Annotated in this window: 25 protein-coding genes; 13 read left to right on the plus strand and 12 right to left on the minus strand. The window is 73.1% G+C overall.

The features are described from left to right. Positions 1-2 precede the first annotated feature (2 nt). Positions 3-722, minus strand: a complete 720-nt coding sequence (gene fabG / locus ACIPRD_RS31695) for a 3-oxoacyl-[acyl-carrier-protein] reductase (protein WP_356411398.1) — start codon at positions 720-722, stop codon at positions 3-5. Positions 723-970: 248 nt separating this feature from the next. Between fabG and ACIPRD_RS31700 the strand changes: the two genes are divergently transcribed. The 3 genes from ACIPRD_RS31700 to tyrS are packed head-to-tail and all read left to right on the plus strand — an operon-like array spanning position 971 to position 5,210. Beyond that, positions 971-2,494, plus strand: coding sequence for a TldD/PmbA family protein (locus ACIPRD_RS31700; protein WP_401568084.1), 1,524 nt, complete (start codon positions 971-973; stop codon positions 2,492-2,494). Beyond that, the gene (locus tag ACIPRD_RS31705; RefSeq protein ID WP_401568086.1) at positions 2,491-3,885 is read left to right on the plus strand and encodes a metallopeptidase TldD-related protein; all 1,395 of its coding nucleotides are present in this window, start codon (positions 2,491-2,493) and stop codon (positions 3,883-3,885) included. Before ACIPRD_RS31700 ends, ACIPRD_RS31705 begins: the two co-directional genes overlap by 4 nt. Positions 3,886-3,941: 56 nt before the next feature. Beyond that, positions 3,942-5,210 carry a tyrosine--tRNA ligase gene (gene tyrS / locus ACIPRD_RS31710; RefSeq protein ID WP_401568089.1) on the plus strand — a complete coding sequence of 423 codons (1,269 nt, stop codon included), beginning with the start codon at positions 3,942-3,944 and terminating at the stop codon, positions 5,208-5,210. Positions 5,211-5,385: 175 nt separating this feature from the next. Here tyrS and ACIPRD_RS31715 read toward each other — a convergent pair whose 3' ends face one another. Next, a complete protein-coding gene (locus ACIPRD_RS31715) occupies positions 5,386-5,664 on the minus strand; it encodes a GlsB/YeaQ/YmgE family stress response membrane protein (protein WP_356411386.1) in 279 nt (92 codons plus the stop codon). A 253-nt stretch (positions 5,665-5,917) separates the two neighbouring features. On the opposite strand from ACIPRD_RS31715, the gene ACIPRD_RS31720 reads away from it, so the two are divergent. Together ACIPRD_RS31720 and ACIPRD_RS31725 are read left to right on the plus strand one after the other, a co-directional pair. Then, on the plus strand, positions 5,918-6,343 hold the full coding sequence (locus ACIPRD_RS31720; RefSeq protein ID WP_356411383.1) for a DUF3099 domain-containing protein: 426 nt from the start codon (positions 5,918-5,920) through the stop codon (positions 6,341-6,343). A gap of 281 nt (positions 6,344-6,624) precedes the next feature. Beyond that, positions 6,625-6,876, plus strand: coding sequence for a hypothetical protein (locus ACIPRD_RS31725; protein ID WP_356411380.1), 252 nt, complete (start codon positions 6,625-6,627; stop codon positions 6,874-6,876). Here ACIPRD_RS31725 and moaA read toward each other — a convergent pair. The 3 genes from moaA to ACIPRD_RS31740 form a co-directional block, all read right to left on the minus strand. Next, on the minus strand, positions 6,859-7,848 hold the full coding sequence (gene moaA, locus ACIPRD_RS31730; protein ID WP_356411376.1) for a GTP 3',8-cyclase MoaA: 990 nt from the start codon (positions 7,846-7,848) through the stop codon (positions 6,859-6,861). The two genes, ACIPRD_RS31725 and moaA, sit on opposite strands and share 18 nt — an antisense overlap. Before the next feature lie 217 nt (positions 7,849-8,065). Beyond that, entirely contained in the window at positions 8,066-9,691 is a 1,626-nt protein-coding gene (locus ACIPRD_RS31735) for a cation acetate symporter (protein WP_356411373.1), read from the minus strand. Further along, positions 9,688-10,044 carry a DUF485 domain-containing protein gene (locus ACIPRD_RS31740; RefSeq protein WP_356411371.1) on the minus strand — a complete coding sequence of 119 codons (357 nt, stop codon included), beginning with the start codon at positions 10,042-10,044 and terminating at the stop codon, positions 9,688-9,690. Before ACIPRD_RS31740 ends, ACIPRD_RS31735 begins: the two co-directional genes overlap by 4 nt. A 303-nt stretch (positions 10,045-10,347) precedes the next feature. On the opposite strand from ACIPRD_RS31740, the gene ACIPRD_RS31745 reads away from it, so the two are divergent. The 3 genes from ACIPRD_RS31745 to ACIPRD_RS31755 all read left to right on the plus strand — a co-directional run bounded on the left by ACIPRD_RS31745 (position 10,348) and on the right by ACIPRD_RS31755 (position 15,043). Beyond that, on the plus strand, positions 10,348-11,901 hold the full coding sequence (locus ACIPRD_RS31745; RefSeq protein WP_401568092.1) for a S8 family peptidase: 1,554 nt from the start codon (positions 10,348-10,350) through the stop codon (positions 11,899-11,901). An 81-nt stretch (positions 11,902-11,982) separates the two neighbouring features. Continuing rightward, the gene (locus tag ACIPRD_RS31750; protein ID WP_356411364.1) at positions 11,983-13,524 is read left to right on the plus strand and encodes a S8 family serine peptidase; all 1,542 of its coding nucleotides are present in this window, start codon (positions 11,983-11,985) and stop codon (positions 13,522-13,524) included. A gap of 136 nt (positions 13,525-13,660) precedes the next feature. Further along, positions 13,661-15,043 carry a CoA transferase gene (locus tag ACIPRD_RS31755; protein ID WP_401568095.1) on the plus strand — a complete coding sequence of 461 codons (1,383 nt, stop codon included), beginning with the start codon at positions 13,661-13,663 and terminating at the stop codon, positions 15,041-15,043. Between the two features lie 71 nt (positions 15,044-15,114). On the opposite strand, the gene ACIPRD_RS31760 is transcribed toward ACIPRD_RS31755, so the two are convergent. After that, a complete protein-coding gene (locus tag ACIPRD_RS31760) occupies positions 15,115-16,161 on the minus strand; it encodes a zinc-dependent alcohol dehydrogenase family protein (RefSeq protein ID WP_356411358.1) in 1,047 nt (348 codons plus the stop codon). Between the two features lie 76 nt (positions 16,162-16,237). Next, entirely contained in the window at positions 16,238-17,092 is an 855-nt protein-coding gene (locus ACIPRD_RS31765; RefSeq protein ID WP_401568097.1) for a sterol desaturase family protein, read from the minus strand. Positions 17,093-17,459: 367 nt separating this feature from the next. Here ACIPRD_RS31765 and ACIPRD_RS31770 point away from each other — a divergent pair, with 367 nt between their 5' ends. The 5 genes from ACIPRD_RS31770 (at position 17,460) to ACIPRD_RS31790 (ending at position 22,271) form a co-directional block, all read left to right on the plus strand. Continuing rightward, positions 17,460-18,446, plus strand: coding sequence for a DEDDh family exonuclease (locus tag ACIPRD_RS31770; protein ID WP_401568100.1), 987 nt, complete (start codon positions 17,460-17,462; stop codon positions 18,444-18,446). Between the two features lie 79 nt (positions 18,447-18,525). Next, on the plus strand, positions 18,526-18,759 hold the full coding sequence (locus ACIPRD_RS31775) for a hypothetical protein (protein ID WP_356411349.1): 234 nt from the start codon (positions 18,526-18,528) through the stop codon (positions 18,757-18,759). Between the two features lie 34 nt (positions 18,760-18,793). After that, the gene (locus ACIPRD_RS31780; RefSeq protein WP_401568102.1) at positions 18,794-19,609 is read left to right on the plus strand and encodes an SURF1 family protein; all 816 of its coding nucleotides are present in this window, start codon (positions 18,794-18,796) and stop codon (positions 19,607-19,609) included. A gap of 80 nt (positions 19,610-19,689) precedes the next feature. Further along, positions 19,690-21,510, plus strand: a complete 1,821-nt coding sequence (locus ACIPRD_RS31785; protein WP_401568103.1) for a glycoside hydrolase family 15 protein — start codon at positions 19,690-19,692, stop codon at positions 21,508-21,510. A gap of 5 nt (positions 21,511-21,515) precedes the next feature. Beyond that, positions 21,516-22,271 carry an SDR family oxidoreductase gene (locus tag ACIPRD_RS31790; RefSeq protein WP_356411343.1) on the plus strand — a complete coding sequence of 252 codons (756 nt, stop codon included), beginning with the start codon at positions 21,516-21,518 and terminating at the stop codon, positions 22,269-22,271. A 100-nt stretch (positions 22,272-22,371) separates the two neighbouring features. Here the strand turns inward: ACIPRD_RS31790 and amaP are convergent, their stop codons facing one another. The 5 genes from amaP to ACIPRD_RS31815 all read right to left on the minus strand — a co-directional run bounded on the left by amaP (position 22,372) and on the right by ACIPRD_RS31815 (position 24,781). Further along, positions 22,372-22,953, minus strand: a complete 582-nt coding sequence (gene amaP / locus ACIPRD_RS31795) for an alkaline shock response membrane anchor protein AmaP (protein ID WP_401568105.1) — start codon at positions 22,951-22,953, stop codon at positions 22,372-22,374. 5 nt (positions 22,954-22,958) lie between these two features. After that, the gene (locus ACIPRD_RS31800) at positions 22,959-23,594 is read right to left on the minus strand and encodes a DUF6286 domain-containing protein (protein ID WP_356411336.1); all 636 of its coding nucleotides are present in this window, start codon (positions 23,592-23,594) and stop codon (positions 22,959-22,961) included. Next, positions 23,591-24,013, minus strand: coding sequence for a hypothetical protein (locus ACIPRD_RS31805; RefSeq protein WP_401568108.1), 423 nt, complete (start codon positions 24,011-24,013; stop codon positions 23,591-23,593). The genes ACIPRD_RS31800 and ACIPRD_RS31805 overlap by 4 nt, the downstream gene beginning before the upstream one ends. 6 nt (positions 24,014-24,019) lie before the next feature. Next, complete coding sequence (locus ACIPRD_RS31810) at positions 24,020-24,214, minus strand: hypothetical protein (RefSeq protein WP_356411333.1); 195 nt, start codon at positions 24,212-24,214, stop codon at positions 24,020-24,022. Positions 24,215-24,304: 90 nt separating this feature from the next. Next, complete coding sequence (locus tag ACIPRD_RS31815; RefSeq protein WP_356411330.1) at positions 24,305-24,781, minus strand: Asp23/Gls24 family envelope stress response protein; 477 nt, start codon at positions 24,779-24,781, stop codon at positions 24,305-24,307. Between the last annotated feature and the right edge of the window lie 154 nt (positions 24,782-24,935).

A 24,935-nucleotide genomic window follows, 5' to 3' on the forward strand; every position in this document is an offset into this window, starting at 1 on the left:
GATCAGTGACCCATTCCCAGTCCGCCGTCAACGGGAATGACGGCTCCAGTGATGTACGAGGCGTCGTCCGAGGCGAGGAACCGCACCGTCGCGGCGATCTCCTCCGGCTGCGCGTAACGGCCGAGCGGCACCTGGGAGACGATGCCGGCGCGCTGCTCGTCGGTGAGGGCGCGGGTCATGTCGGTGTCGACGAAGCCGGGGGCGACGACGTTGAACGTGATGTTGCGCGATCCCAGCTCACGGGCCAGGGAGCGCGAGAAGCCGACCAGGGCGGCCTTGGAGGCGGCGTAGTTCGCCTGGCCCGCGGAGCCCAGCAGTCCGACCACCGAGGAGATCAGGACGACACGGCCCTTCTTGGCGCGCAGCATGCCGCGGTTGGCACGCTTGACGACCCGGAAGGTGCCGGTGAGGTTGGTGTCGATGACCGAGGTGAAGTCCTCCTCGGACATGCGCATGAGCAGCTGGTCCTTGGTGACGCCGGCGTTGGCGACGAGGACCTCGACCGGGCCGTGCTGCTCCTCGATCTCCTTGTAGGCCTGCTCCACCTGCTCGGCGTCGGTGATGTCGCACTTGACGGCGAGGCAGCCCAATTCCGTCAGGGCGGCCGGCGGCTCACCCGAGCGGTACGTGATCGCGACCTTGTCGCCGGCGTCGGCGAATGCGCGGGCGATGGCGAGGCCGATGCCCCGGTTGCCTCCGGTGACGAGAACCGAGCGGCTCAACGGATCACCCTTTCGATAGCTGACTGCTGCGTTCCGACAACCCGCCCGGACACCTCGATGACAGGCGGCTTCATCGAAAACCTATCGGTAGTGCCGCTTCCCGGGGCAAGCGGGCACCGACAGTGGCGCGAGTGTGTCCCTGTCGGATCCCTACAGAAAGCACCGGTGCCCGGCGCAAAGCTGTGGTCCGGCGTACGGCTCCCGCGACATGATCTGACGCGACAGGCGACGACAGCAGGGAGACCTCCGTGCCCCATTCCATCGACGAAGCGTTCACCGCGCTTCCGCTACGACCTCTGGCCGACGCCGCGCTGGCACGCGCGCGTGCGCTGGGCGCCGAGCACGCGGACTTCCGGTTCGAGCGGGTGCGCAGCGCCTCCTGGCGGCTGCGGGACGCCAAGCCGGCCGGGTCGTCGGACACCACCGATCTCGGCTACGCGGTCCGGGTCGTGCACGGCGGCACGTGGGGCTTCGCGTCCGGGGTGGACCTGACCATGGACGCGGCGGCGAAGGTCGCCTCGCAGGCGGTGGCGATGGCGAAGCTCTCCGCGCAGGTGATCAGGGCGGCGGGCTCGCAGGAGCGCGTGGAGCTGGCGGACGAGCCGGTGCACGCGGACCGGACGTGGATCTCGTCGTACGACGTCGATCCGTTCTCGGTGCCGGCCGAGGAGAAGGCCGCGCTGCTCGCGGACTGGAGCGCGCGGCTGCTGGCCGCGAAGGGCGTGGACCATGTGGACGCCTCGCTGCTCACCGTGCACGAGAACAAGTTCTACGCCGACACCGCGGGCACGGTGACCACGCAGCAGCGGGTACGGCTGCACCCGCAGCTGACGGCCGTGTCGGTGGACGAGTCCAGCGGCGAGTTCGACTCGATGCGGACCATCGCGCCGCCCGCCGGACGGGGCTGGGAGTACCTGACCGGCACGGGCTGGGACTGGGACGGCGAGCTGGAGCGGATCCCGGGACTGCTGGCCGAGAAGATGCGCGCGCCGAGCGTCGAGCCGGGGCTGTACGACCTGGTGGTCGACCCCTCCAACCTGTGGCTGACCATCCACGAGTCGATCGGCCACGCCACCGAGCTGGACCGCGCGCTCGGCTACGAGGCCGCCTACGCGGGCACCTCCTTCGCCACCTTCGACCAGCTCGGCAGGCTGCGCTACGGCTCGGAGCTGATGAACGTCACCGGTGACCGCACCGCCGAGCACGGCCTCGCGACCGTCGGCTACGACGACGAGGGGGTCGAGGCGCAGTCCTGGGACCTGGTGAAGGACGGCACGCTCACCGGCTACCAGCTGGACCGCAGGATCGCGCGGCTGACCGGGCTCGGGCGGTCCAACGGGTGCGCGTACGCCGACTCGCCCGCGCACGTGCCGGTGCAGCGGATGGCCAACGTGTCGCTGCGGCCGGACCCGGCCGGGCTGTCCACCGAGGACCTGATCGGGGGCGTGGAGCGGGGCATCTACGTCGTCGGCGACCGTTCCTGGTCGATCGACATGCAGCGGTACAACTTCCAGTTCACCGGGCAGCGCTTCTTCCGCATCGAGAACGGGCGGATCACCGGTCAGCTGAAGGACGTCGCCTACCAGGCGACGACCACCGACTTCTGGGGCTCGATGACCGCCGTGGGCGGTCCGCAGACCTATGTCCTGGGCGGCGCGTTCAACTGCGGCAAGGCCCAGCCGGGCCAGGTCGCCGCCGTCTCGCACGGCTGCCCCTCGGCCCTCTTCCGGAGCGTCAACATTCTGAACACCACGCAGGAGGCCGGCCGATGAGCCCCCGTACCAGCAAGCCGCACGAGATCGTCGAGCGGGCGCTCGCGCTGTCCCGGGCCGACGGCTGTGTCGTCATCGCCGACGAGCAGTCGACCGCCAACCTGCGCTGGGCCGGCAACGCGCTCACCACCAACGGTGTCACCCGCGGCCGTACGCTCACGGTGATCGCGACCGTGGACGGCCGGCAGGGCACGGCCGCCGGTGTCGTGTCGCGGTCGGCGGTGACCGCGGCGGAGCTGGAGCCGCTGGTGCGGGCGGCCGAGGCCGCCGCGCGCGGGGCGGAACCGGCCGAGGACGCGCAGCCGCTGGTCGGCGGGGTGCCGGAGTCCCCCGACTTCACGGACGCGCCCGCCGAGACCTCCTCCGCGGTGTTCGCCGACTTCGCCCCGGCGCTCGGTGAGTCCTTCGCACGCGCGCGTGGGGGCGGCCGCGAGCTGTACGGCTTCGCCAACCACGAGATGGTGTCGACGTACCTGGGCACGTCCACCGGGCTGCGCCTCAGGCACGACCAGCCGACCGGCACGCTGGAGATGAACGCCAAGTCGCCGGACCGTACGCGCTCGGCGTGGGCGGGCCGTTCCACGCGGGACTTCAAGGACGTCGATCCCGGCGCCATGGACGCGGAGCTGGCGGTGCGGCTGGGCTGGGCCGAGCGGCGCGTGGAGCTGCCCGCGGGCCGCTACGAGACGCTGCTGCCGCCGACCGCGGTCGCCGACCTGCTGATCTACCAGCTGTGGTCGGCCTCGGGGCGGGACGCGGCCGAGGGCCGGACGGTGTTCTCCAAGCCCGGTGGCGGCACCCGTGTCGGCGAGCGGCTGACCGAGCTGCCGCTGAGCCTGCGCAGCGACCCGGACGAGCCGGGCCTGGAGTGCTCGCCCTTCGTGGTGGCGCACTCCTCCGACGGCGACCAGTCGGTGTTCGACAACGGGCTGCCGGTGCGTTCCACCGAGTGGATCGGTGACGGTGTGCTGCGGAACCTGACCACCACCCGGCACAGCGCCGCCCTGACCGGGCTGCCCGTCGCCCCCGCGCTCGGGAACCTGATCCTGGACGGCGGCGAGGACCGCTCCCTCGAGGAGATGACCGCCGCCACCGAGCGCGGTCTGCTGCTGACGTGCCTGTGGTACATCCGCGAGGTGGACCCGGCGACGCTGCTGCTCACGGGCCTGACCCGGGACGGTGTCTACCTCGTGGAGAACGGCGAGGTGACCGGCCAGGTGAACAACTTCCGGTTCAACGAGTCGCCGGTGGGCCTGCTCGGCCGGGCCTCGGAGGCGGGCCGTACGGAGCAGACGCTGCCGCGGGAGTGGAGCGACTGGTTCACCCGTGCCGCGATGCCCGCGCTGCGGATCCCGGACTTCAATATGAGCTCTGTCAGCCAGGGCGTATAACCTCGTAGTCGGCTGTCACCCGACTGCCGACTGATCATCGAGGAGACGCGAGAACCGTGACGGACATCGTCGACGAGCTGAAGTGGCGTGGGCTGTTCGCCCTGTCCACCGACGAGGACGCCTTGCGCAAGGCGCTCGCGGGCGGTCCCGTCACGTTCTATTGCGGTTTCGACCCGACCGCGCCGTCGCTGCACGTGGGGCACCTGGTGCAGGTGCTCACCGTGCGCCGGCTCCAGCAGGCCGGGCACCGGCCGCTGGCGCTGGTCGGCGGCGCGACGGGCCAGATCGGTGACCCCCGCCCCACCGCCGAGCGCACGCTGAACGACCCCGAGACGGTGGCCGGCTGGGTGAACCGGCTGCGCTCGCAGATCGAGCCGTTCCTGTCCTTCGAGGGCGAGAACGCGGCGGTCATGGTGAACAACCTCGACTGGACCGCGAACCTCACCGCGATCGAGTTCCTGCGGGACATCGGCAAGCACTTCCGTGTCAACAAGATGCTTACGAAGGACTCCGTGGCCCGCCGCCTGGAGTCCGACCAGGGCATCAGCTACACCGAGTTCAGCTACCAGCTCCTCCAGGGCATGGACTTCCTGCAGCTGTACCGCCGCTACGGCTGCACGCTGCAGCAGGGCGGCAGCGACCAGTGGGGCAACCTCACGGCCGGTCTCGACCTGATCCACCGCCTGGAGCCGGAGGCGGAGGCGCACGCGCTGGCCACGCCGCTGATGACCAAGGCGGACGGCACCAAGTTCGGCAAGACCGAGGGCGGCGCCATCTGGCTCGACCCGGAGATGACGACGCCGTACGCGTTCTACCAGTTCTGGCTGAACGTGGACGACCGGGACATCACCAAGTACATGCGGATCCTGTCCTTCCGTTCCCGTGCGGAGCTGGAGGAGCTGGAGAAGCAGACCGAGGAGCGTCCGCAGGCCCGTGCCGCGCAGCGCGCGCTCGCCGAGGAGCTGACGACCCTGGTGCACGGCGCCGGCCAGACGGCCGCCGTGATCGCCGCGTCCAAGGCGCTGTTCGGCCAGGGCGACCTGGCGGAGCTGGACGAGCGGACGCTGGCGGCGGCGCTGTCCGAGGTGCCGCACATCCAGGTCGCCGAGCTGGGCCTGGTGACCGATCTGCTCGCCGAGTCCGGCCTGGTCGCGAGCAAGTCGGCCGCGCGCCGGACGGTCAAGGAGGGCGGCGCCTACGTGAACAACGCGAAGGTCACCGCCGAGGACGCGGTCCCGGCCGTCGAGGACCTGATCCACGGCCGCTGGCTGGTGCTGCGCCGGGGCAAGAAGAACCTGGCCGCGGTGGAGGTCAAGGGCGCCTGACCCGGGCGGCCCGGGAACACCGGGGGCGGCTTCCCGATCGCGGGAAGCCGCCCCTTCGCCGTACCCGCACGCGTACGGCCGCTGTATCCGCACGCGTACGGCCGCTGTGCCCGGGCGCTTACGGCCGCTGTGCCCGGGCGCGCCGCCTGACCGGGGCGGCCGCCCGCGTGCCGCCTCAGGCGTGCTGCCGGCGCTTGCCCAGCGTCTCCCGGTAGACGATGTCGACGACGAACACGAGGACGATCGCCGCGACGAGCTGGAAGAAGTGCCGGCTCCAGTCGATGCCGCGGGTCTCCCCGACGCCCGCCGCGCGGGCGATCGCGTTGCCCACGAGCCCGCCGACGGTCCCGCAGATGGTCGTCAGCCACAGCGGGCTGTGCTGCTTGCCGGGAAGCACCGCCTTGGCGACGACACCCAGCACGAATCCGACGATGATCGCCCACAGCCAGCCCATGACCGCCTCCTCGTACGGCTCGGCACGGGCAGCGCGAGCACTGGTGCCAGTCTGGGCGCGAGTGCCGTACGGCGCCTGCCGGGTTCACCCGTACGTACCCCGGCCGACGGCGTTCGCGCAGGCGGACGGCCACCCGGTCTCGTGGGCGGCACGGGCGCGGCGTACCGTGGAAGTGTTCCGGCCCGGTTCCCCGCCAGGCCTGGACGTCGATGCGGGCCGGGGAGAGTCCGATGCGGGCGAATGGTGGAATGTGATGCGGAAGCAGCACGGTGGCGGCGCCCAGGTCTTCCGGATCACCGGTGCGCGGACCGGACTCGCCGAGGACGTGCGGGGCCGGCAGCGGCGGTACGTCATCTCGATGTCGATCCGCACCCTGTCGGTGATCCTCGCGGCCTCGCTGTGGAACGTGGAGCGGTACGTCGCGATCGTCGCGCTGGTGCTGGGCGCGCTCCTGCCGTACGTCGCCGTCGTGATCGCGAACGCCGGCCGTGAGCGGCCCCCGTCGCTTCCCTCGACCTTCGTCACCGTGCCGATGAAACCGATGCTCGCTCCGCCGCGCGCGGAGGAGGCGCGGACGGCACAGGCGGAATCCGGAACGGAGGACGCGCCGCCGGACCCGGCCGCCGGAGCGGGCGGCACGGCCGGGAGGGGCCCGACCGGGCCCGACCACGGAGCGTGAGGCAAGCGGAGCGCCCGTTCCCGCCAAGCTCAGGAAAAGCTCAGATCGATCGTGCAGTTCCGGTGCCGGGTGGCGGGTGACCCGTGACATACTGCGTACGCGCTCCGCATCCCCCGTCGGAGCGACGGACCGACGCCGGGCAGCTCCCCCCGTGGCTGCTCGGCGTCGCCTTGTTCGGGCCCTTTTCCGCACGGGGCAGCCCGTTCTCCGGGCCCCGGGCTCCACGCCCGCAACCCTCTTCCGTTGCCGTCAGCCGTTCCCGTTCCCTGTGAGACGAAGCCGTGAGTGAGACGCCGATCTGTTCCGCCAAGGGGTGCCGTGCCGACGCCGTGTGGGTGCTGGCGTGGAACAACCCGAAGATCCACACGCCGGAGCGGCGCAAGACGTGGCTCGCCTGCGAGGAGCACCGCGAGCACCTGTCGCAGTTCCTGGGCGTCCGGGGGTTCCTGAAGGACACCGTCGCGCTGGCGGAGTGGGAGGCGGCGGACGCCGCGGGCCCGGCCGGCGGGGCGGGCTCAGCCGCCGATCGCTGACATGGGCCGGTCCGGCTGCACGAACGACGGATCGTCCAGGCCGGCGCCGGCCTTCTTGCCCCACATCGCCTGACGCCAGATACGGGCGATCTCCTCGTCGGGCGCGCCCGAGCGCAGGGCCGTGCGCAGGTCGGTCTCCTCCCTGGCGAAGAGGCAGGAACGTATCTGCCCGTCGGCGGTGAGGCGGGTGCGGTCGCAGGCCGCGCAGAACGGCCGGGTGACCGAGGCGATCACACCGACGCGCTGCGGTCCGCCGTCGACCAGCCAGCGCTCCGCCGGTGCCGAGCCGCGCTCGTCCGTGCCCTCGGGGGTGAGTGCGAACCGGGTGCGCAGGGACGCCAGGATGTCGCCGGCGGTGACCATGCCCTCGCGCTTCCAGCCGTGCTGGGCGTCCAGGGGCATCTGCTCGATGAACCGCAGTTCGTACGCGTGCTCCAGGGCCCAGGCCAGCAGGTCGGGGGCCTCGTCGGCGTTGAGGCCGGGCATCAGGACCGTGTTGACCTTGACCGGGGTCAGGCCGGCGTCGCGGGCGGCCAGGAGGCCGTCGAGGACGTCCTTGTGGCGGTCGCGGCGGGTGAGGGTCTTGAAGACGTCGGGGCGCAGGGTGTCGAGGGAGACGTTGACCCGGTCGAGGCCCGCTTCCTTGAGGGCGGCGGCGGTCCGCTTGAGGCCGATGCCGTTGGTGGTGACCGACATCCGGGGGCGCGGGGCGAGGGCCGCGACGCGCTCGACGATGCCCACGATCCCGGGGCGCAGCAGCGGCTCGCCGCCGGTGAAGCGGACCTCCTCGATGCCGAGCAGGCGGACCGAGATGTCGATCAGGCGGACGATCTCGTCGTCCGTGAGCAGATCGGGCTTGGCCAGCCACTGCAGCCCCTCTTCGGGCATGCAGTAGGTGCAGCGCAGATTGCACCGGTCGGTCAGCGAGACCCTCAGGTCGGTGGCCACCCGGCCGTACGTGTCGACGAGCACGTGGGCCCCCTCCCTCGTTCCTCGGTACGGAGTGTTCATCTCCTGTCACCTGCGAGCCTACGCGAGACCACCGACATCGACAGCCGCTCACGTCCCGCGAGGCCGTGACGGGGAGGCGAGGCGGCCGTGGCCGGAAGCCATGACGGGGTACGGCGGGACACGGCGAGGCCGCGCCGCGGGGACCGTCCGGTCCCGCGCGGCGCGGCCTCGTGGTGGCTCAGTGCGCTCCGGTGCCGGTCAGGGACCGCACCTCCAGTTCGGCGTACTTCCCGGCGTCCGGGACCTCCTTGGACAGCAGGGTCCCCACGACGCCCAGCAGGAAACCGACCGGGATCGAGATGATGCCCGGGTTCTCCAGCGGGAACCAGTGGAAGTCGGCGTCGGGGAACATCGAGGTGGGCTTGCCCGACACCACCGGCGAGAACAGCACCAGGCCGACCGCGGTGACCAGGCCGCCGTAGATCGACCACAGGGCGCCGGAGGTGGTGAACCGCCTCCAGAACAGGCTGTAGAGGAGGGTCGGCAGGTTCGCGGAGGCGGCGACCGCGAAGGCGAGGGCCACCAGGCCCGCCACGTTCAGGTCGCGGGAGAGGGCGCCCAGGACGATCGAGACGGCGCCGATGCCGACGGTCGCGTAGCGGGCCGCGTTGATCTCCTGCTTCTCGCTCGCCCGGCCCCGCTTGATGACGTTGGCGTAGATGTCGTGGGCGAAGGACGAGGACGAGGCCAGGGTGAGGCCGGCGACGACCGCGAGGATGGTGGCGAAGGCGACGGCCGAGATGGTGGCCAGCAGGACGGCGCCCCAGTCGGAGTCCACTCCCCCGAGGTGCAGGGCGAGCAGCGGGGCGGCGGTGTTGCCGGCCTTGTTGGAGCCGATGATCTCCTCAGGCTTGATCAGCGCGGCCGCGCCGAAGCCGAGGGCGAGGGTCATCAGGTAGAAGGCGCCGATCAGGCCGATCGCCCAGATCACGGACTTGCGGGCGGCCTTGGCGGTCGGGACGGTGTAGAAGCGGATCAGGATGTGCGGCAGGCCCGCGGTGCCGAGGACCAGGGCGAGGCCGAGGGAGAGGAAGTCCAGCTTGGTGGTGCCGGTGGCGCCGTACTTCAGGCCGGGCTCCAGGAACGCCGAGCCCTTGGCGCTGTTGTCGGCGGCCTTGCCGAGCAGGTCCGAGACGTTGAAGTGGAACTTCAGCAGGACCAGGAAGGTCAGCAGCAGGGCGCCCGCGATCAGCAGGACGGCCTTGACCATCTGCACCCAGGTGGTGCCCTTCATGCCGCCGATGGTCACGTACACGATCATCAGGACACCGACCAGGGCGACGATGCCGATCTTGCCGCCGTCGCTGGTGATGCCCAGCAGCAGGGACACGAGGACGCCCGCGCCGGCCATCTGCGCGAGCAGGTAGAAGATCGACACCACGATGGTGGAGACACCGGCGGCCGTGCGCACCGGGCGCTGGCGCATCCGGTAGGCCAGGACGTCGCCCATGGTGTAGCGGCCGGAGTTGCGCAGCGGCTCGGCGACCAGGAGCAGGGCGACGAGCCAGGCGACCAGGAAGCCGACGGAGTAGAGGAAGCCGTCGTAGCCGAAGAGGGCGATGGCGCCCGCGATGCCGAGGAAGGACGCGGCGGACATGTAGTCGCCGGAGACGGCGAGGCCGTTCTGGAAGCCGGTGAACTGGCGTCCGCCGGCGTAGAAGTCGGCGGCGTCCTTGGTCTGGCGGCCGGCCCACACGGTGATCACGAGGGTGGCGGCGACGAACACCGCGAACAGGGTGATGATCAGCGGCCGGTGCTGGCTCGCCTCGCCGGCGGCGAGCAGGGTGTGCGGTGCGGGGCTCATGCGCCGCCCTCCATCCGGGACTTGATGGCCTCGGCCCTGGGGTCGAGCTTGGCCGCGGCGTGGCGCGCGTACCACCAGGCGATGAGGAACGTGGTGAGGAACTGCGCGAGGCCCAGGACGAGGGCCACGTTGACGTTGCCGGCCACCTTGGTGCCCATGAAGCCGCCCGCGTAGTTGCAGAGCAGCACGTACAGCAGGTACCAGCTGACGAAGGCGATGGTCAGGGGGAAGGCGAAGGAGCGGTGCGCACGGCGCAGTTCACCGAACTCCGCGCTGTGCTGCACCTCGGTGAACTCCTCGGTGGAGGGAAGGTGGGCCGTCGATTCGGCGGGGGGCGGTGTCTCGGTAGCCACGGAGTCTCCTCGTGTCACGGACATGCGCTGTCTTGGCTTCGCTCGGACAGGGATCACGCTACCGGGAGTGACCGTCCGGATTCCGGCGGTGACCCCGGTGGGGGGCCGCGAGCCTTGTCGGACCCCCCGTCCACGGTCACGGCGCCGCGCGCGGACGGGTTCACGTCCGCGCGACTCTTTCCGATGGACCCTTTCGTGGATCAGCCCGTACAGATAGCTTCGCCTTCTGCGCCACCCGTCATGTACCTGCCCAAGCGCCATCGCGCCCGGCGGGTCCCGTAGTTCGGATGATGTGGAGATCCCATGGCTCATCTGCGTTCCAGACGCCGGCTCGCGCCGGCCGTGCCGGTCGTGCTGTCGCTCACCGCCTCGCTCGGCCTCCTCCCGACGGCGGCCTCGGCCGCTTCGGCGGCCCCGTGGAGTCCGGCGGCCCCGGCGGTGAGCGCGTCGGCGCGGGTGGTGGAAGGGCCGCAACTCGCCTATGTGGTCAACACCAGGACGGACCATCACACGATCGAGTCGGTCCTGCGCGCGGTCGTCCGCAACGGCGGAACCGTCGTGGCGGGTTACGACCGCATCGGCGTGATCGTCGCGCACTCGGCGGACCCCGGATTCGGCGCGCGGATGCGCGCGGTGCGCGGCGTCGACTCCGCGGGCGCGACGCGCACCGCACCGCTGGCGGCGGCCGGGACCACGGACGAGGGCGCCGTGCAGGTCCTGTCGAAGGCCCAGGCGGCGAAGCTCGCCGGGAAGGCGACGGCGGGTCAGGAGCCCCTGGAGGCCGACCAGTGGGACCTCCGGGCGATCGGCGCCGACAAGGCGGCCGCCGTCGACCCGGGCAGCCGGAGCGTGACCGTCGGCGTGATCGACACGGGCGTCGACGACACCCACCCGGACATCGCCCCGAACTTCTCCCCCTCGCAGAGCGCGAGCTGCGTCAGCGGCAAGGCGGACACGACCTACGGCGCCTGGCGCCCGGCGGACGCCGACCACTACCACGGCACGCACGTGGCCGGGGAGATCGCCGCGGCCCGCAACGGCATCGGCGTGGCCGGCGTGGCCCCCGGGGTGAAGGTCGCGAGCATCACCGTGGCCCAGCCCGACGCCACCTCGCTGTTCTACCCGGAGAGCGTGGTCTGCGCCTTCGTGTTCGCGGCCGACCACGGCATCGAGATCACGAACAACAGCTACTACGTGGACCCGTGGCTGTACAACTGCATGGACGACCCCGATCAGCGGGCCATCGTGGACGCGGTCGACAGGGCGCAGCTGTACGCGCAGCGCAAGGGCACCCTCAACGTGGCCTCGGCGGGCAACTCCAACGACGACCTCGACTCGCACGCGCTCGTGGACGACTCCAGCCCGGACGACTCCACCGCCGGCACCCGGACGGTCGACCCGCACACCTGCTTCGACATCCCGACCCAGCTGCCCGGCGTGGTCACCGTGAGCGCGGTGGGCGTCAAGGGCACCAAGTCGTACTACTCCAGCTACGGCCGGGGCGTCGTCGACGTGGCGGGTCCGGGCGGCGACAAGTTCCAGATCCCCGACACGCCGTCGAAGAACGGCCGCATCCTGTCCACGCTGCCGAACGGCCAGTACGGCTTCCTCCAGGGCACCTCGATGGCGTCCCCGCACGTGGCCGCCGTGGCCGCGCTGCTGAAGTCGGCCCACCCGCACGCCACCCCGGCCCAGCTGCGGGCACTGCTGAAGGCCCAGGCGGACAACCCGGGCTGCCCGGCCGCGCCCTACGACGGTGACGGCGACGGGGTCGTGGACGCGACCTGCGCCGGCAACGCCCGCGTCAACGGCTTCTACGGCTTCGGGGTCGTCGACGCCCTGCGCGCGGTCGAGTAGACCGCCCGGGCCGCCCAGGCCGCCCCGCACGGCTTCCCGCACGGCACGTCCGTACCGCGAACGAATCGGAGAGACAGACACATGACAGCGCCCCAGCAGCGCTTCCGCCGCGCCCTGGTCATCCCGGTCGGGATGGCCGTGGCCACGGCTCTCGCGTTCCTGCCCGACGCCACCGCCTCCGCGGCCGACGGCGCGTCCCCGGCCCCGGCCGTCCGCGCCGCGGCCGCCGACGGACCCACGCTCAGCTACGTCGTCAACGTCCGCCCGGGACACGGCGTCTCCGCGCGCGTGCGGAAGGCCGTCGCCGAGGCGGGCGGGTCGGTGGTGATCGCGTACGACCGGATCGGCGTCCTCGTCGTCCACTCCGCGAACCCGGACTTCGCCGGGACCGTCCGCCGGGTCCCCGGGGTGGAGTCGGCCGGCGCCACGCGCAACGCGCCGCTGCCCGCCCAGTCCACCGCCGACATGGGCACGCCGAAGGTGCTCGGCGCCGGGGAGATCGCGGCGGCCGGCGGACGCGCCGCCGCCGGGCAGGACCCGCTGGAGCCGCTCCAGTGGGACCTGCCGGCCATCAAGGCGGACAAGGCGCACGAGAAGACCCTGGGCAGCCGGGACGTCACGGTCGCCGTCATCGACACGGGCGTCGACGACACCCACCCGGACATCGCGCCCAACTTCGACCGCGCGGCCTCCGCCAACTGCGTGTCGGGCAGGCCGGACACGACGGACGGCGCCTGGCGCCCGAGCGCGTCGGAGAGCCCGCACGGCACGCACGTGGCGGGCGAGATCGCGGCCGCGAAGAACGGCGTGGGGGTCACCGGTGTCGCGCCGGGCGTGAAGGTGGCCGGCATCAAGGTCGCCAACCCGGACGGGTACTTCTACACCGAGGCCGTCGTCTGCGGCTTCGTGTGGGCGGCCGAGCACCACGTGGACGTCACCAACAACAGCTATTACACCGACCCCTGGTACTTCAACTGCACCACCGACCCGGACCAGAAGGCGCTGGTCGACGCGATCACCCGGGCCTCGCGGTACGCGGAGAGCAAGGGCACGGTCAACGTCGCGGCGGCGGGCAACGAGAGCTACGACCTCGCCGCCCGCTCGATCACCGACCCGGTGTCCCCGAACGACGGCACCCCCTCGGACCGGGTGATCGACCCGCGCAAGTGCTTCGACATACCGACCCAGCTGCCCGGCGTGGTCACCGTGTCGGCGACCGGCGCGAAGGGCCTGAAGTCGTCCTTCTCCAACTACGGCCAGGGCGTCATCGACATCGCCGCGCCCGGCGGCGACTCGACGGCCTACCAGAAGCCCGAGCCCCCGGCGACGAGCGGCCTCATCCTGGGCCCGCTGCCGGGCGGCAAGTGGGGCTACATGGCCGGTACCTCGATGGCGACGCCGCACGTCGTCGGCGTCGCCGCATTGATCAAGTCGACCCATCCGCACGCCTCGGCCGCGCTGGTCAAGGCGCTGCTGTACGCCGAGGCGGACGCCACGCCGTGCGGGGACCCGTACGACATCGACGGCGACGGCAAGGTCGACGCGGTGTGCCAGGGGCCGAAGAACCACAACGGCTTCTACGGCTGGGGCACGGCGGACGCGCTGGCCGCGGTGACGCATTGACCGGACGGCCGCATTGACCGGACGAACGCGTTGACCGGACGAACGCGTCGACCGGACGAACGCGTCGACCAGGCTGACGCGTTGGCCAGGCGGACGCATTCACATGTTGATTCAGTCAATCATGCATAGTGCAGTCATGACTGACATCGAGTTCGCATGGTCGGCGCTGGGCGGGGACCCCGCCCTCGCCGGACGGGTCACCACCGTGGAGCGGGAGGGCGCGCTCGCCGCGCGCCTTCCGGTGCGCCGGCTGGCGCGCGCGTGCGTGGGCGCGTGCGCGCTGGCCGCCGCCGAGCTCGGGGCGCTGCGGGCGGGTCTCACCGTGCCCCCTCCGGTCGTCGTGGACGACGGCGCGGTCGCCGCCGCCTTCCACAGCGAACGGCTGCTGCGCGTCGACGGGCGGCAGCCGGTCTCCTTCGCGCCGCTGTCCGGCTTCTGGCGGACGTCCGACGGCTGGGTGCGCACCCACGCCAACTACCCGCACCACCGGGCCGCGCTGCTGGCCGCGCTGGACCTGCCCGAGGACGCCGCCGTGGAGGACGCGGCCGCCCGGCTCGCCGGGCGCACCGCCCTGGAGGCGGAGGAGGCCGTGTACGGCGCCGGCGGCCTTGCCGTGGCCCTGCGCACCCCCGCCGAGTGGGCGGCCCACGAGCAGAGCGCCGAACTGGCCCTGCGGCCGCTGGTGGAGAGCGGGCGGCTCGGCGAGGCGCACGCGCGCGTGCTCCCGCCGCTCGACGCGGCCGGGGCCGGGCTGCTGCCCGCCGCGGGACTGCGCGTCCTGGACCTGACGCGGGTGCTGGCGGGCCCGGTCGCCACCCGCACCCTCGGGTTCCTCGGCGCGGACGTCCTGCGCCTGGACGCCCCGCACCTGCCCGAACTGGCCGACCAGCACGCGGACACGGGCTTCGGGAAGCGGTCGGCGGTGCTGGACCTGGCCACCGCCGCGGACACCTTCGAGAAGCTGCTCGACTCGGCGGACGTCGTGGTCACCGGCTACCGGCCGGGCGCCCTCGACCGGTTCGGGCTCTCTCCCGAGGCGCTGGCCGAGCGGCGGCCGGGGCTGATCGTGGCGCAGGTCTCGGCATGGGGCGCGTACGGGCCGTGGCGCGGGCGGCGCGGCTTCGACAGCCTCGTGCAGGTCGCGACCGGCATCGCGGCGACCGAGGGCTCGCCCGGCGCGCCCGGGGCGCTGCCCGCGCAGGCGCTGGACCACGGCACGGGGTATCTGCTGGCGGCGGCCGTGCTGCGGGCGGTGACCGAGCGGTCGTACGACGGGTACGGCCGGTGGGTGCGGCTGGCGCTCGCCCGGACCGCGCGCTGGCTCACCGAGGAGGCCGGGCCCGCCGGGGCGGCGGGCGCGGCGGCCGGGTACGAGGGGCCGGACGCGTGGCTGGCGGAGACGGACAGCCGGGTCGGGCGGCTGCGGTACGCGCTGCCGCCGGTGTCGTTCGCGGGCGGGCCCGCCGACTGGTCGCGGACTCCGGTGCCGTGGGGTTCGGACGCGCCGGCCTGGAGCTGAGCGCGCGGACGGCCGGACCGTGCGGGGTGCCGCACGGTCCGGCCGTCACCGGTGCGCCGGGAGGCGCCGGCTCAGTCGTTGGTGACGAGCACCTTGAGCGCGGTGCGCTCGTCCATCGCCTTGTAGCCGTCCGGCACGCCCTCGATGCCGACGGTCATGTCGAACACCGGCGAGGGGTCGATCGTGCCGTCGAGGACGTCGGGCAGCAGCTCCGGGATGTAGGTGCGGACCGGGGCGACGCCGCCGCGCAGGGCGATGTTGCGGTCGAACATGACGCTGAGGTCCAGGCCGGTGCCGCTGCCGTGGGGCACGCCCACGAAGCCGATGGCGCCGCCGTCGCGGGTGATGTTCACGGCCGTCCGCATGGACTGCTCGGTGCCGACGGCCTCGACGACGGCGTGCGCGCCCTGGCCGCGGGTCAGCTCGCGGACGGCCGCGACGGCCTCCTCGCCGCGCGCGGCGACGACGTCGGTGGCGCCGAAGCGGCGCGCGATGTCGGTGCGGACCTCGTGGCGGCCCAGGGCGATGATCCGCTCGGCGCCGAGGCGCTTGGCGGCCAGGACGGCGCACAGGCCGACGGCTCCGTCACCGACGACGGCGACCGTGGCACCGGGGCGGGCGCCGGCGCCGAGGGCGGCGTGGTGGCCGGTGCCGAGGACGTCGGAGAGGGTCAGCAGGGCGGACAGCAGGTGGTCGTCGGAGGCCGCCTCCTTGGGCAGCTGGACGAGGGTGCCGTCGGCGAACGGCACGCGGACGGCCTCGCCCTGGCCGCCGTCGTAGCCCACGGAGCCCCAGAAGCCGCCGTGCTCGCAGGAGGTGGTCAGGCCCTCGCGGCAGTAGTCGCAGACGCCGTCGGACCACATGAAGGGCGCGACCACCAGGTCGCCGCGCTTGAGGGTGCTCACCTCGGAGCCGGTCTCCTCGACGATGCCGAGGAACTCGTGCCCGATGCGCTGTCCGGCCTCACGGGCCGCCTCGCCGCGGTAGGCCCACAGGTCGCTGCCGCAGATGCAGGAGCGCAGCACGCGCACGACGGCGTCGGTGGGCAGCTGCACCACGGGCTCGGGGACGTCCTCCACGCGCATGTCGAACGGGGCGTGGATGGTGGTGGCGCGCATGGCGAGGATCCTTCTCGTGCGGTGTCGTGCGGTGCGCCCGCGGGGTGGGCGGGCGCACTTCACGGTACGCCGTCGTTCACTCGGGCCGCGCGCCGAGGGGGGCCGCGGGCTGCCAGCCCGGTCCCCGGAACACCCGTCCCGCCCGCTCCCGCCAGCCCGAGGCCTTCCGCAGGTCGCGCAGGATGGCCGCGTACTCGTGGGTGGCCACCCTGACCGGGTTGAACGTGTCGATGTTCTTCGTCAGCCCGTAGACGGGCCGCTCCGTCTCCGCGGTGAAGGTGCCGAAGAGGCGGTCCCAGACGATCAGGATGCCGCCGAAGTTCCGGTCGAGGTAGCCGCCCTGGGAGGCGTGGTGCACCCGGTGGTGGGAGGGCGTGTTGAGCGCGGCCTCGAACCAGCGGGGCATCCTGTCGATCCGCTCGGTGTGGATCCAGAACTGGTAGACGAGGTTGGCGGAGGAGCAGAAGGCGAGCGCGGCCGGATGCACGCCCGCGGCGACGAGCGGGACGTAGAACGGCCAGACGGTCAGCGAGGTCCAGGGCTGGCGCAGCGCGGTGCTGAGGTTGAACTTCCGGCTGGAGTGGTGGACGACGTGACAGGCCCAGAGCAGGCGGATCATGTGGTGGCCGCGGTGGGACCAGTAGTACAGGAAGTCCTGTGCGAGCAGCATCAGCGGGAGCGTCCACCACAGGACGGGCACGCGCAGCGGGGTGAGCGCGTACACGGCCGTGTAGACGGCGACGACGGGGATCTTCCACAGGGCGTCGAAGGCGAGACTGCCGAGCCCCATGGACATGCTCGTCGCGGTGTCCTTCGCCTCGTACCCGGCCGAGTCCTCGTCGGGATGGAGACGGACGCCGATCACCTCGACGACGGTCAGCAGCAGGAAGGCGGGTATCGACCAGACCACGGCATCGGGGAGGTTCGGCATGGGTGCACCGTAGAGCCGCCGGCCGGCCGCGAACAGGGGTTGTTACCCATAAGTATGGGCGGCCCGCGCGGCCCGGCCCGTGGCCTCCCGGCCAACCGTGAACGACAAAGCGGGCATTACTCCCAATAAGCAGTCCAACTGCCCATAAGCCGCACAGTGGACCTGTCGCCCCCGCCCCGGACCGTCCACCGCGGCACCCCCGGACGCGCGGTCACCGCGGGCCGCCGCACGGCCCGAACAGGCCTGCGGATCCGCCGCCTTGGGATCCACACACGCGTACGGGAAACAGGCGCGGAGCCGCCGCACAGGGGGTCGTACGGCCCCTCAGGGGCGGCCCTGTCGGCCCGGGCCCGTATCCTCAGTGACCATGCTCGAAGACCGTGCGACCGCAGTGTCCTCCCCCACCCAGTGGCCGGCCGCGTACCCGAAGGGATACGCGGTCGTTGACGTGGAGACCACCGGCCTGGCCCGGGACGACAGGATCATCTCCGCGGCCGTGTACCGGCTCGACGCGCGCGGCGAGGTCGAGGACCACTGGTACACGCTGGTCAACCCGGAGCGCGATCCGGGACCCGTGTGGATACACGGGCTGACGAGCGACGTCCTCGAAGGGGCGCCGCTCTTCACCGAGGTGGCGGAGGAGTTCGCGGCCCGCCTGGACGGCCGGGTGCTGGTCGCGCACAACGCGGTCTTCGACTGGCAGATGATCGCCCGCGAGTACGCGCGCGCCGCGCGCGAGGCACCGGTGCGGCAGCGGCTGTGCACCATCGCGCTGTCCAAGGAGCTGGCGCTGCCGCTGCCCAACTTCAAGCTGGAGTCGCTCGCGGCGCACTTCGGGGTCGTGCAGCAGCGGGCGCACCACGCGCTGGACGACGCGCGCGTGCTCGCGGAGGCGTTCCGGCCCAGCCTGCGGGCCGCCGCGTCCGCCGGGGTCCGGCTGCCGCTGCTGGAGTGCCGCCCGCTGACGGAGTGGGCGGACTCGCCCCGGATCGGCCGCCAGGCGAGCGGGGGCTACGACTCCCAGCGGCAGAGCGGCTGGCGCCCGTCCCGGAAGCGGCCGGCCTGCCCCTACCCCAACCCGGGGCGGTACGAGGACGGCAAGCCCCTCAAGCAGGGCATGCGGGTGGCGTTCTCCGGCGACACCTCCACCGAGCGGGAGCTGCTGGAGGACCGGGCGACCGAGGCCGGCCTCCATGTGGCGACCAGCGTGTCCCGGCTGACCAGCCTGCTGGTCACCAACGACCCCGGATCGGGCACCTCGAAGGTGGTCAAGGCCCGCCAGTTCGGCACCCCCGTCGTGGACGAGGCCGCCTTCGGACAGCTGCTGCGGGATGTCGAACCCGCCGCCGGGTGACCGTACGGACGGGTGATTCCGGGCGACTCGCCCCGCCGCCCGCTCGCCCGGGACCCGGCGACGGCTCACCCTGTGGCGCATGGCGAGATGCGAAGTCTGCGGCAATGACTACGGAATGACCTTCGAGGTCCACGCACAGGGCGCTGTGCACGTGTTCGACTGCTTCTCCTGCGCGATCCACCGCATGGCCCCGATCTGTGAGCACTGCCGGGTGCAGATCATCGGGCAGGGCGTGGAGGTCGAGGGCCACTGGTACTGCGGCGCCCACTGCGCGCGGGCCGAGGGGAAGTCGGGGGTGGTGGACCGGGTGTGACCCGGTACCCGCCCGAATGCACCCCACGGCCCGGATGTACCGTCGTGGGGTGCACCGCTACCGCTTCCTGCTGACCGTCCAGTGGGTGATCCTCACACTCGTCTCGATCGCCCTGATCCCGACGATGATCAAGCTCGGTTTCTGGCAGCAGCACCGGTACGAGGAACGCACGGCCCGCAACGACCTGGTCACCAGTGCGCTGCGCGCCGAGCCCGTCCCCGTGGAACGGCTCACCTCCCCCGGCCACGCCGTGACCCGCTCGGAGCGGTACCGCACGGTCACCGCGACCGGCTCCTTCGACACCGCCCGCGAGGTCGTCGTCCGCCGCCGCACCAACGCCGACGACCAGGTCGGCTTCCACGTCCTGACCCCGTTCGTGCTGGCGGACGGCCGGGTGCTGCTGGTCAACCGCGGCTGGATCCCGGCGGACGGGGCGCAGACCGCCTTCCCGCGGATCCCCGCCCCGCCGGCCGGCCGCGTCACCATCACCGGCCGGCTGAAGCCCGACGAGACCACCGCGGCGAGCGGCATCAAGAACGTCGCGGGCCTGCCGCCCCGGCAGATCATGCTGATCGACAGCGCGGAGCAGGCGCGGCGCCTCGGCGCGAAGGTCCTCGGCGGCTACGTCGAGCAGACCGCGCCGGAGCCGAAGGGCGACTCGCCGGAGCAGATCTCCGACCCCGGCAGCGAGGACGCCCCGCTGAACTACGCGTACATGATCCAGTGGTGGCTGTTCGCCGCGGCCGTCCCGGTCGGCTGGTGGTTCCTGGTCCGCCGCGAGCTGCGCGACCGGGCGGAGACGGCGGCGGCCGAGGGCGCGCCGGAGGAGACGGAGCCGGCCGCCGTGTGACGGCCGCCGGCACCCCGCGGGCGTCACTCCCCCGGCGCACCACCTGATTGGCCCCCAGGGTCGCAGGGAAGCCGCATCCCGTGAACGCGCGCATCGAGGACTACGCCCTGATCGGCGACGAGCAGACCGCGGCCCTGGTCGGACGGGACGGGTCGATCGACTGGCTGTGCCTGCCCCGCTTCGACTCCGGCGCCTGCTTCGCCCGGATCCTCGGCGACGAGGACAACGGCCACTGGCGGATCGCCCCGAAGGGCGCGGACGTCTGCACACGCCGCGCCTACCGCTCCGACACCCTGGTCCTGGACACCGAGTGGGAGACCGCCGAGGGCACGGTCCGCGTCACCGACCTGATGCCGCAGCGCGAGCGCGCCCCCGACGTCGTCCGCATCGTCGAGGGGGTCAGCGGGCGGGTCACCGTGCGCAGCACGCTCCGGCTGCGCTTCGACTACGGCTCGGTCATGCCGTGGGTGCGCCGCGCGAACGGCCACCGGGTGGCCGTGGCCGGACCGGACTCGGTGTGGCTGCGCACCGAGCCGCACGTGCGTACCTGGGGCGAGGACTTCGGCACCCACGCGGAGTTCACCGTCGGCGAGGGCGAGCGGGTCGCGTTCGTGCTGACCTGGCACCCCTCGCACGAGCCGCGCCCGGCGCTGATCGACCCCTACGCGGCGCTGAGCAGCAGCGTGCGGGACTGGCGGCGCTGGACGACCCGCTGCCGCTACCGGGGGCCGTTCCGGGACGCCGTCGTACGGTCCCTGCTCACGCTGAAGGCCCTCACCTACCGCCCGACCGGCGGGATCGTCGCGGCGGCCACCACCTCGCTGCCCGAGGAGATGGGCGGGGTGCGCAACTGGGACTACCGCTACTGCTGGCTGCGCGACTCCACCCTCACCCTCGGCGCGCTGCTGGCCGCCGGCTACGAGGAGGAGGCCGAGGCCTGGCGCGACTGGCTGCTGCGCGCGGTCGCGGGCGACCCGGCGGACCTCCAGATCATGTACGGCCTCGGGGGCGAGCGGCGGCTGCCCGAGTGGGAGGTGCCGTGGCTGTCCGGCATGGGCGGCTCCAGCCCCGTGCGGGTCGGCAACGGGGCCGTCGACCAGCTCCAGCTGGACGTGTACGGCGAGGTGATGGACTCGCTGTACCTGGCCAGGGAGACGGGTCTGAGCACCAAGCCGCACATGTGGTCCCTGCAGTGCGCGCTGATGAAGTTCCTGGAGTCGGCGTGGCGGCAGCCCGACGAGGGCCTGTGGGAGGTGCGCGGCGGCAGGCGCCAGTTCGTGCACTCCAAGGTGCTGGTGTGGGTGGCGGCCGACCGGGCCGTGCGGACGCTGGAGCAGAACCCCGGGCTGCCGGGCGACCTGGACGCCTGGCGGACGATGCGCGACGAGGTGCACCGCGAGGTGTGCGAGCGGGGCTTCGACCACCGCCGCAACACGTTCACCCAGTACTACGGCTCACGCGAACTGGACGCCTCCGCGCTGCTGATCCCCCGGTTCGGCTTCCTGCCGCCCGACGATCCGCGGGTGATCGGCACGGTCGACGCGATCCGCTCCCACCTGGGCCACGACGGACTCGTGCGCCGCTACGACACCGACGCGGTCGGCGTCGACGGGATGCCCGGCGGCGAGGGCGCCTTCCTCGCCTGCTCGTTCTGGCTGGCGGACGCCCTGCACATGACGGGCCGCACGGCGGAGGCGCGGAAGCTGTTCGAGGGCCTGGTGGGCCTGACCAACGACGTGGGCCTGCTCGCCGAGGAGTACGACCCGGTGGCCGGCTGCCAGCTCGGCAACTACCCGCAGGCCTTCAGCCACATCGCCCTGGTGAACACGGCCCTCACCCTGTACGGCGACGAGGCCGCCCAGGGGGCGGCGGAGGGCCCGGACGGGCAGGGGGCAGGATAGGGTCCATGGATCTTGGACTGAAGGACCGGGTGTACATCGTCACCGGCGCCACGCGCGGGCTGGGCAACGCCACCGCGCGGCAGCTGGTGGCCGACGGCGCGAAGGTGGTCATCACCGGGCGCGACGGCAAGCGGGTGGCCGACGCGGCCGCGGAGCTGGGCCCGGACGCGGTGGGCGTGGCCGCCGACAACGGCGACGCCTCGGCGCCCGAGCGGCTGATCGCGGCCGCCCGGGAGCACTTCGGCCGTTTCGACGGCATCCTCGTCAGCGTCGGCGGGCCGCCGCCCGGGTTCGTCGCCGACAACACCGACGAGCAGTGGCTGACCTCGTTCGAGACGGTGTTCCTCGGTGCCGTGCGCTACGCCCGTGCCGCCGCGGCCGAGCTGGAGCCGGGCGGGGTCATCGGGTTCGTGCTGTCGGGTTCGGTGCACGAGCCGATCCCGGCGCTGACGATCTCCAACGGGCTGCGGCCGGGCCTCGCCGGTTTCGCCAAGTCCCTCGCGGACGAACTGGGGCCCCGGGGCATCCGGGTGCTGGGGCTGCTGCCGGCGCGCATCGACACGGACCGCGTGCGCGAGCTGGACGGCATGTCGGCCGACCCCGAGGCGACCAGGGCGGCCAACGAGTCCCGGATCCCGCTGCGCCGGTACGGGACGCCGGAGGAGTTCGGGAAGGTGGCCGCGTTCGTGCTGTCCCCCGCCGCCTCCTACCTGACCGGGATCATGGTGCCGGTGGACGGCGGTATGCGCCGCGGGTTCTGACGGCCCGGTGGGCCCCCGCCGCGGGAACACGCCCGGCGGGGGCTCACCCATGTGTCCGGCGGGCCCCCGGTGACGCGCGCGGCCGCGGTGTCCCGGGTGCTCAGGTCACGCGTTCGGCGCGGTGTCTGACGGCCTTCAGCCGTACCTCCGCCGGGAGGGACGGGAGGCCCGCCGACTCGCGGGCACGGGCCAGCGCCTGGTCCGTGAACTCGGCCAGCACCGCGCGCGGTTGCGCGTCCGGCTCCAGCCGGAGCCGTGCGCGGACCCCCGGGGCCTTGCGGCGGCCGGCCAGGACGACCGAGGCGGAGGCCACGCCCCGCGGGCGGGCCGCGTCCTCGGCGACGGCGGCCTCCAGGGTCCTGCCCCGCAGCAGGGCGCCGTCCCCGTCGCCGGTGTCGATCAGGATGTCGGCCGGCCGGCGGCGGCGCAGGGCCGCCGTCAGCCACCACAGGGCGAGCAGGACGAGGACGGCGAGCCCGCCGATGACCGCGGGCCACCACCAGTCGGTGTGCTCCCAGCGGGTGCGCTCGGCCTCGGTGAGCAGGGCGTCGTGCGGGCCGGAGTGGATCCACCAGCGGGGCGGGGGCGCCCCGAGGCCGACGGCGAGCACCGCGCCGCCGAGCGCGAGCAGCAGCAGACCCACGACAGCGAGCAGGACGCGGTTGACGGTTCCTCCGCGCACGGTCCTCACCGTTCCTTCCGTCCGGGGCGCCGGACCCGCACCGACAGCGCGGGCGGCCGGGCCAGGCCGAGTGCCCGGACCGCGTCGGCGAGCGTGGTGTCCAGGTCGGCGCGGACGTCGTCGAGGTCGCGGAAGTGCGCGACCGCCCGGACGTCGGCCTTCGCGCGGCGCACCCGCACCCGTGCCTGTCGTACCCCGGAGATCTCCGTGGCCCGGTCGCGCAGCACCAGGGCGGCCGCCTCGCGCGCCAGCGCGGCGCGCACCTCGGGGCGCGGGCGCTGCATGGGCAGCAGCCTGCGCAGCCCGGGGGTGACGGCGAGGACGATCAGCCAGAGGCCGAGGGCGGCGGCGAAGGCGGCCCCGGCCAGCACCCAGGTGTCGTCCAGGGGGCGCCCGGCGAGCTGCCGGGCCAGTTCGCGGCGCCAGTACATCGCGGGGTGACCCGTCCGGGTGGCGCAGATGTCGTACAGGAAGAGGCCGGCGCCGCCGAAGAGGAGCAGGGCGGTGACGGCCGCCGGGACGCGGCGCGGCGACCAGAAGCGGCCGCTGCCGGCGGGCGGCGGGGGTGCGGGGGGCCCGCCCGGGTCCTCGACGACGGGCAGCGGCCGGGTGGGAGGCCCGGACGGCGGGTGGTCGGTCATGACGTCCTCCCGTGCGGATCACCGGATGCCGGGACCGGATGCAGTCGCTCCACCTGGATGACGACCTCCGGCACCGCCATGCCGGTCAGGGCGCCCACCCGCTCCACGACGTGCCGCCGTACGGCCGCGCAGCGGGCGCCGATGTCGCAGGGGTGGGCCAGTTCGAGCTGGACGCGGACACGGGCCGTGGCGACGGGGGTGCCCGCCGCCCGCCCGCGCCCGGGAGCGCGATGCCGTACGACGACGGTGGCGTGCGGGGGTGCGGCGCCGCCGGGCAGCGGGGCGATCGCCTCGCGCGCCGCCTGTGCGGCGATCTTCGCGACGACCCGGTCGGCGATCCGGGTCGCGCCGCGCTCCGCCGCCGGCACGTCCTCCGGCGACGGCCGGGCCGCACCGGTCTCCGGGTTCACCGCGGTCACGGCGACTCACCCCCGCCGGTCGCGGCGGTCGCCCCGGGCATGGAGGAAGTCGCCCAGCTCCAGGTCGCCCTCCACGAACCGGCCGGCCACGAAGCCGACGGCCCCCAGGGCGGCCACCAGCAGGAACGCCCCGAACCCGCCGAAGTATCCGGCGAAGCCCAGCGCCATTCCGGCGATCATGCCGACCACGGCCATGCTCATTGCGCGCTCCTCAGCTCGTCAGACCGGCCCGTCGGGCATGCCGTGCCGGATGCCCGTGCCCCCTCCGTGGTACCCCGTCCGCCGTGTCCCTCACTGGATGCGGGGATGCTCGGGTTGTTCCTCGTCCTCCTCGTCCGGGAGCTTCACGTCGCTCACGGCGATGTTGACCTCGACCACCTCGAGGCCGGTCATGCGCTCCACGGCGTCGATCACGTTCTCGCGCACGGCGTGGGCGACGTCGCCGATGGAGACGCCGTAGTCCACGACGATCTCCAGGTCCAGCGCCGTCTGCACCTCGCCGACCTCGGCCTTCACACCCCGGGTCACCGCCTTGGAGCCCCCGGGCACCCGGTCGCGCACGGCCCCGAAGGTGCGGGCCAGGCCGCTGCCCATGGCGTGCACGCCGAGCACGTCACGGGCCGCCATTCCGGCGATCTTCTCGACGACACCGTCGGCGATGGTGGTCCGCCCGCGGGTCGCCGGGTCGCCGCCGCCGCGCCGGGTGGTCTGGCGGACGGAGGCCCGCGGCTCGGTGGCGCTCTCCGTGGGCGTTGTGTTCTCGGTCATCGCGGTACGTCCCTTTCGGTCGTCCTTCGCGACCACCGTAAGCACGCTTTCCCCGTCGCGCGCCGGAGATGCGGCAGGGTGGCGCAACGACGGCGACCCGGTCCGCCTCCCCGGCACGGCGGCGGAAGGAGGCGGACCGGGTCGCGGAAGGTGC

This window comes from Streptomyces sp. NPDC090108, from assembly GCF_044747185.1.
GTDB lineage: Bacteria > Actinomycetota > Actinomycetes > Streptomycetales > Streptomycetaceae > Streptomyces.

Bases quoted from the DNA above. Each gene is read 5' to 3' on its own strand.
- ACIPRD_RS31705 (WP_401568086.1), top strand. From the start codon at position 2,491: ATGAGCCCCCGTACCAGCAAGCCGCACGAGATCGTCGAGCGGGCGCTC.
- ACIPRD_RS31715 (WP_356411386.1), bottom strand. From the start codon at position 5,664: ATGGGCTGGCTGTGGGCGATCATCGTCGGATTCGTGCTGGGTGTCGTC.
- ACIPRD_RS31720 (WP_356411383.1), top strand. From the start codon at position 5,918: ATGCGGAAGCAGCACGGTGGCGGCGCCCAGGTCTTCCGGATCACCGGT.
- ACIPRD_RS31735 (WP_356411373.1), bottom strand. From the start codon at position 9,691: ATGAGCCCCGCACCGCACACCCTGCTCGCCGCCGGCGAGGCGAGCCAG.
- ACIPRD_RS31745 (WP_401568092.1), top strand. From the start codon at position 10,348: ATGGCTCATCTGCGTTCCAGACGCCGGCTCGCGCCGGCCGTGCCGGTC.
- ACIPRD_RS31750 (WP_356411364.1), top strand. From the start codon at position 11,983: ATGACAGCGCCCCAGCAGCGCTTCCGCCGCGCCCTGGTCATCCCGGTC.
- ACIPRD_RS31755 (WP_401568095.1), top strand. From the start codon at position 13,661: ATGACTGACATCGAGTTCGCATGGTCGGCGCTGGGCGGGGACCCCGCC.
- ACIPRD_RS31760 (WP_356411358.1), bottom strand. From the start codon at position 16,161: ATGCGCGCCACCACCATCCACGCCCCGTTCGACATGCGCGTGGAGGAC.
- ACIPRD_RS31765 (WP_401568097.1), bottom strand. From the start codon at position 17,092: ATGCCGAACCTCCCCGATGCCGTGGTCTGGTCGATACCCGCCTTCCTG.
- ACIPRD_RS31770 (WP_401568100.1), top strand. From the start codon at position 17,460: ATGCTCGAAGACCGTGCGACCGCAGTGTCCTCCCCCACCCAGTGGCCG.
- ACIPRD_RS31775 (WP_356411349.1), top strand. From the start codon at position 18,526: ATGGCGAGATGCGAAGTCTGCGGCAATGACTACGGAATGACCTTCGAG.
- ACIPRD_RS31780 (WP_401568102.1), top strand. From the start codon at position 18,794: ATGTACCGTCGTGGGGTGCACCGCTACCGCTTCCTGCTGACCGTCCAG.
- ACIPRD_RS31790 (WP_356411343.1), top strand. From the start codon at position 21,516: ATGGATCTTGGACTGAAGGACCGGGTGTACATCGTCACCGGCGCCACG.
- ACIPRD_RS31800 (WP_356411336.1), bottom strand. From the start codon at position 23,594: ATGACCGACCACCCGCCGTCCGGGCCTCCCACCCGGCCGCTGCCCGTC.
- ACIPRD_RS31810 (WP_356411333.1), bottom strand. From the start codon at position 24,214: ATGAGCATGGCCGTGGTCGGCATGATCGCCGGAATGGCGCTGGGCTTC.
- ACIPRD_RS31815 (WP_356411330.1), bottom strand. From the start codon at position 24,781: ATGACCGAGAACACAACGCCCACGGAGAGCGCCACCGAGCCGCGGGCC.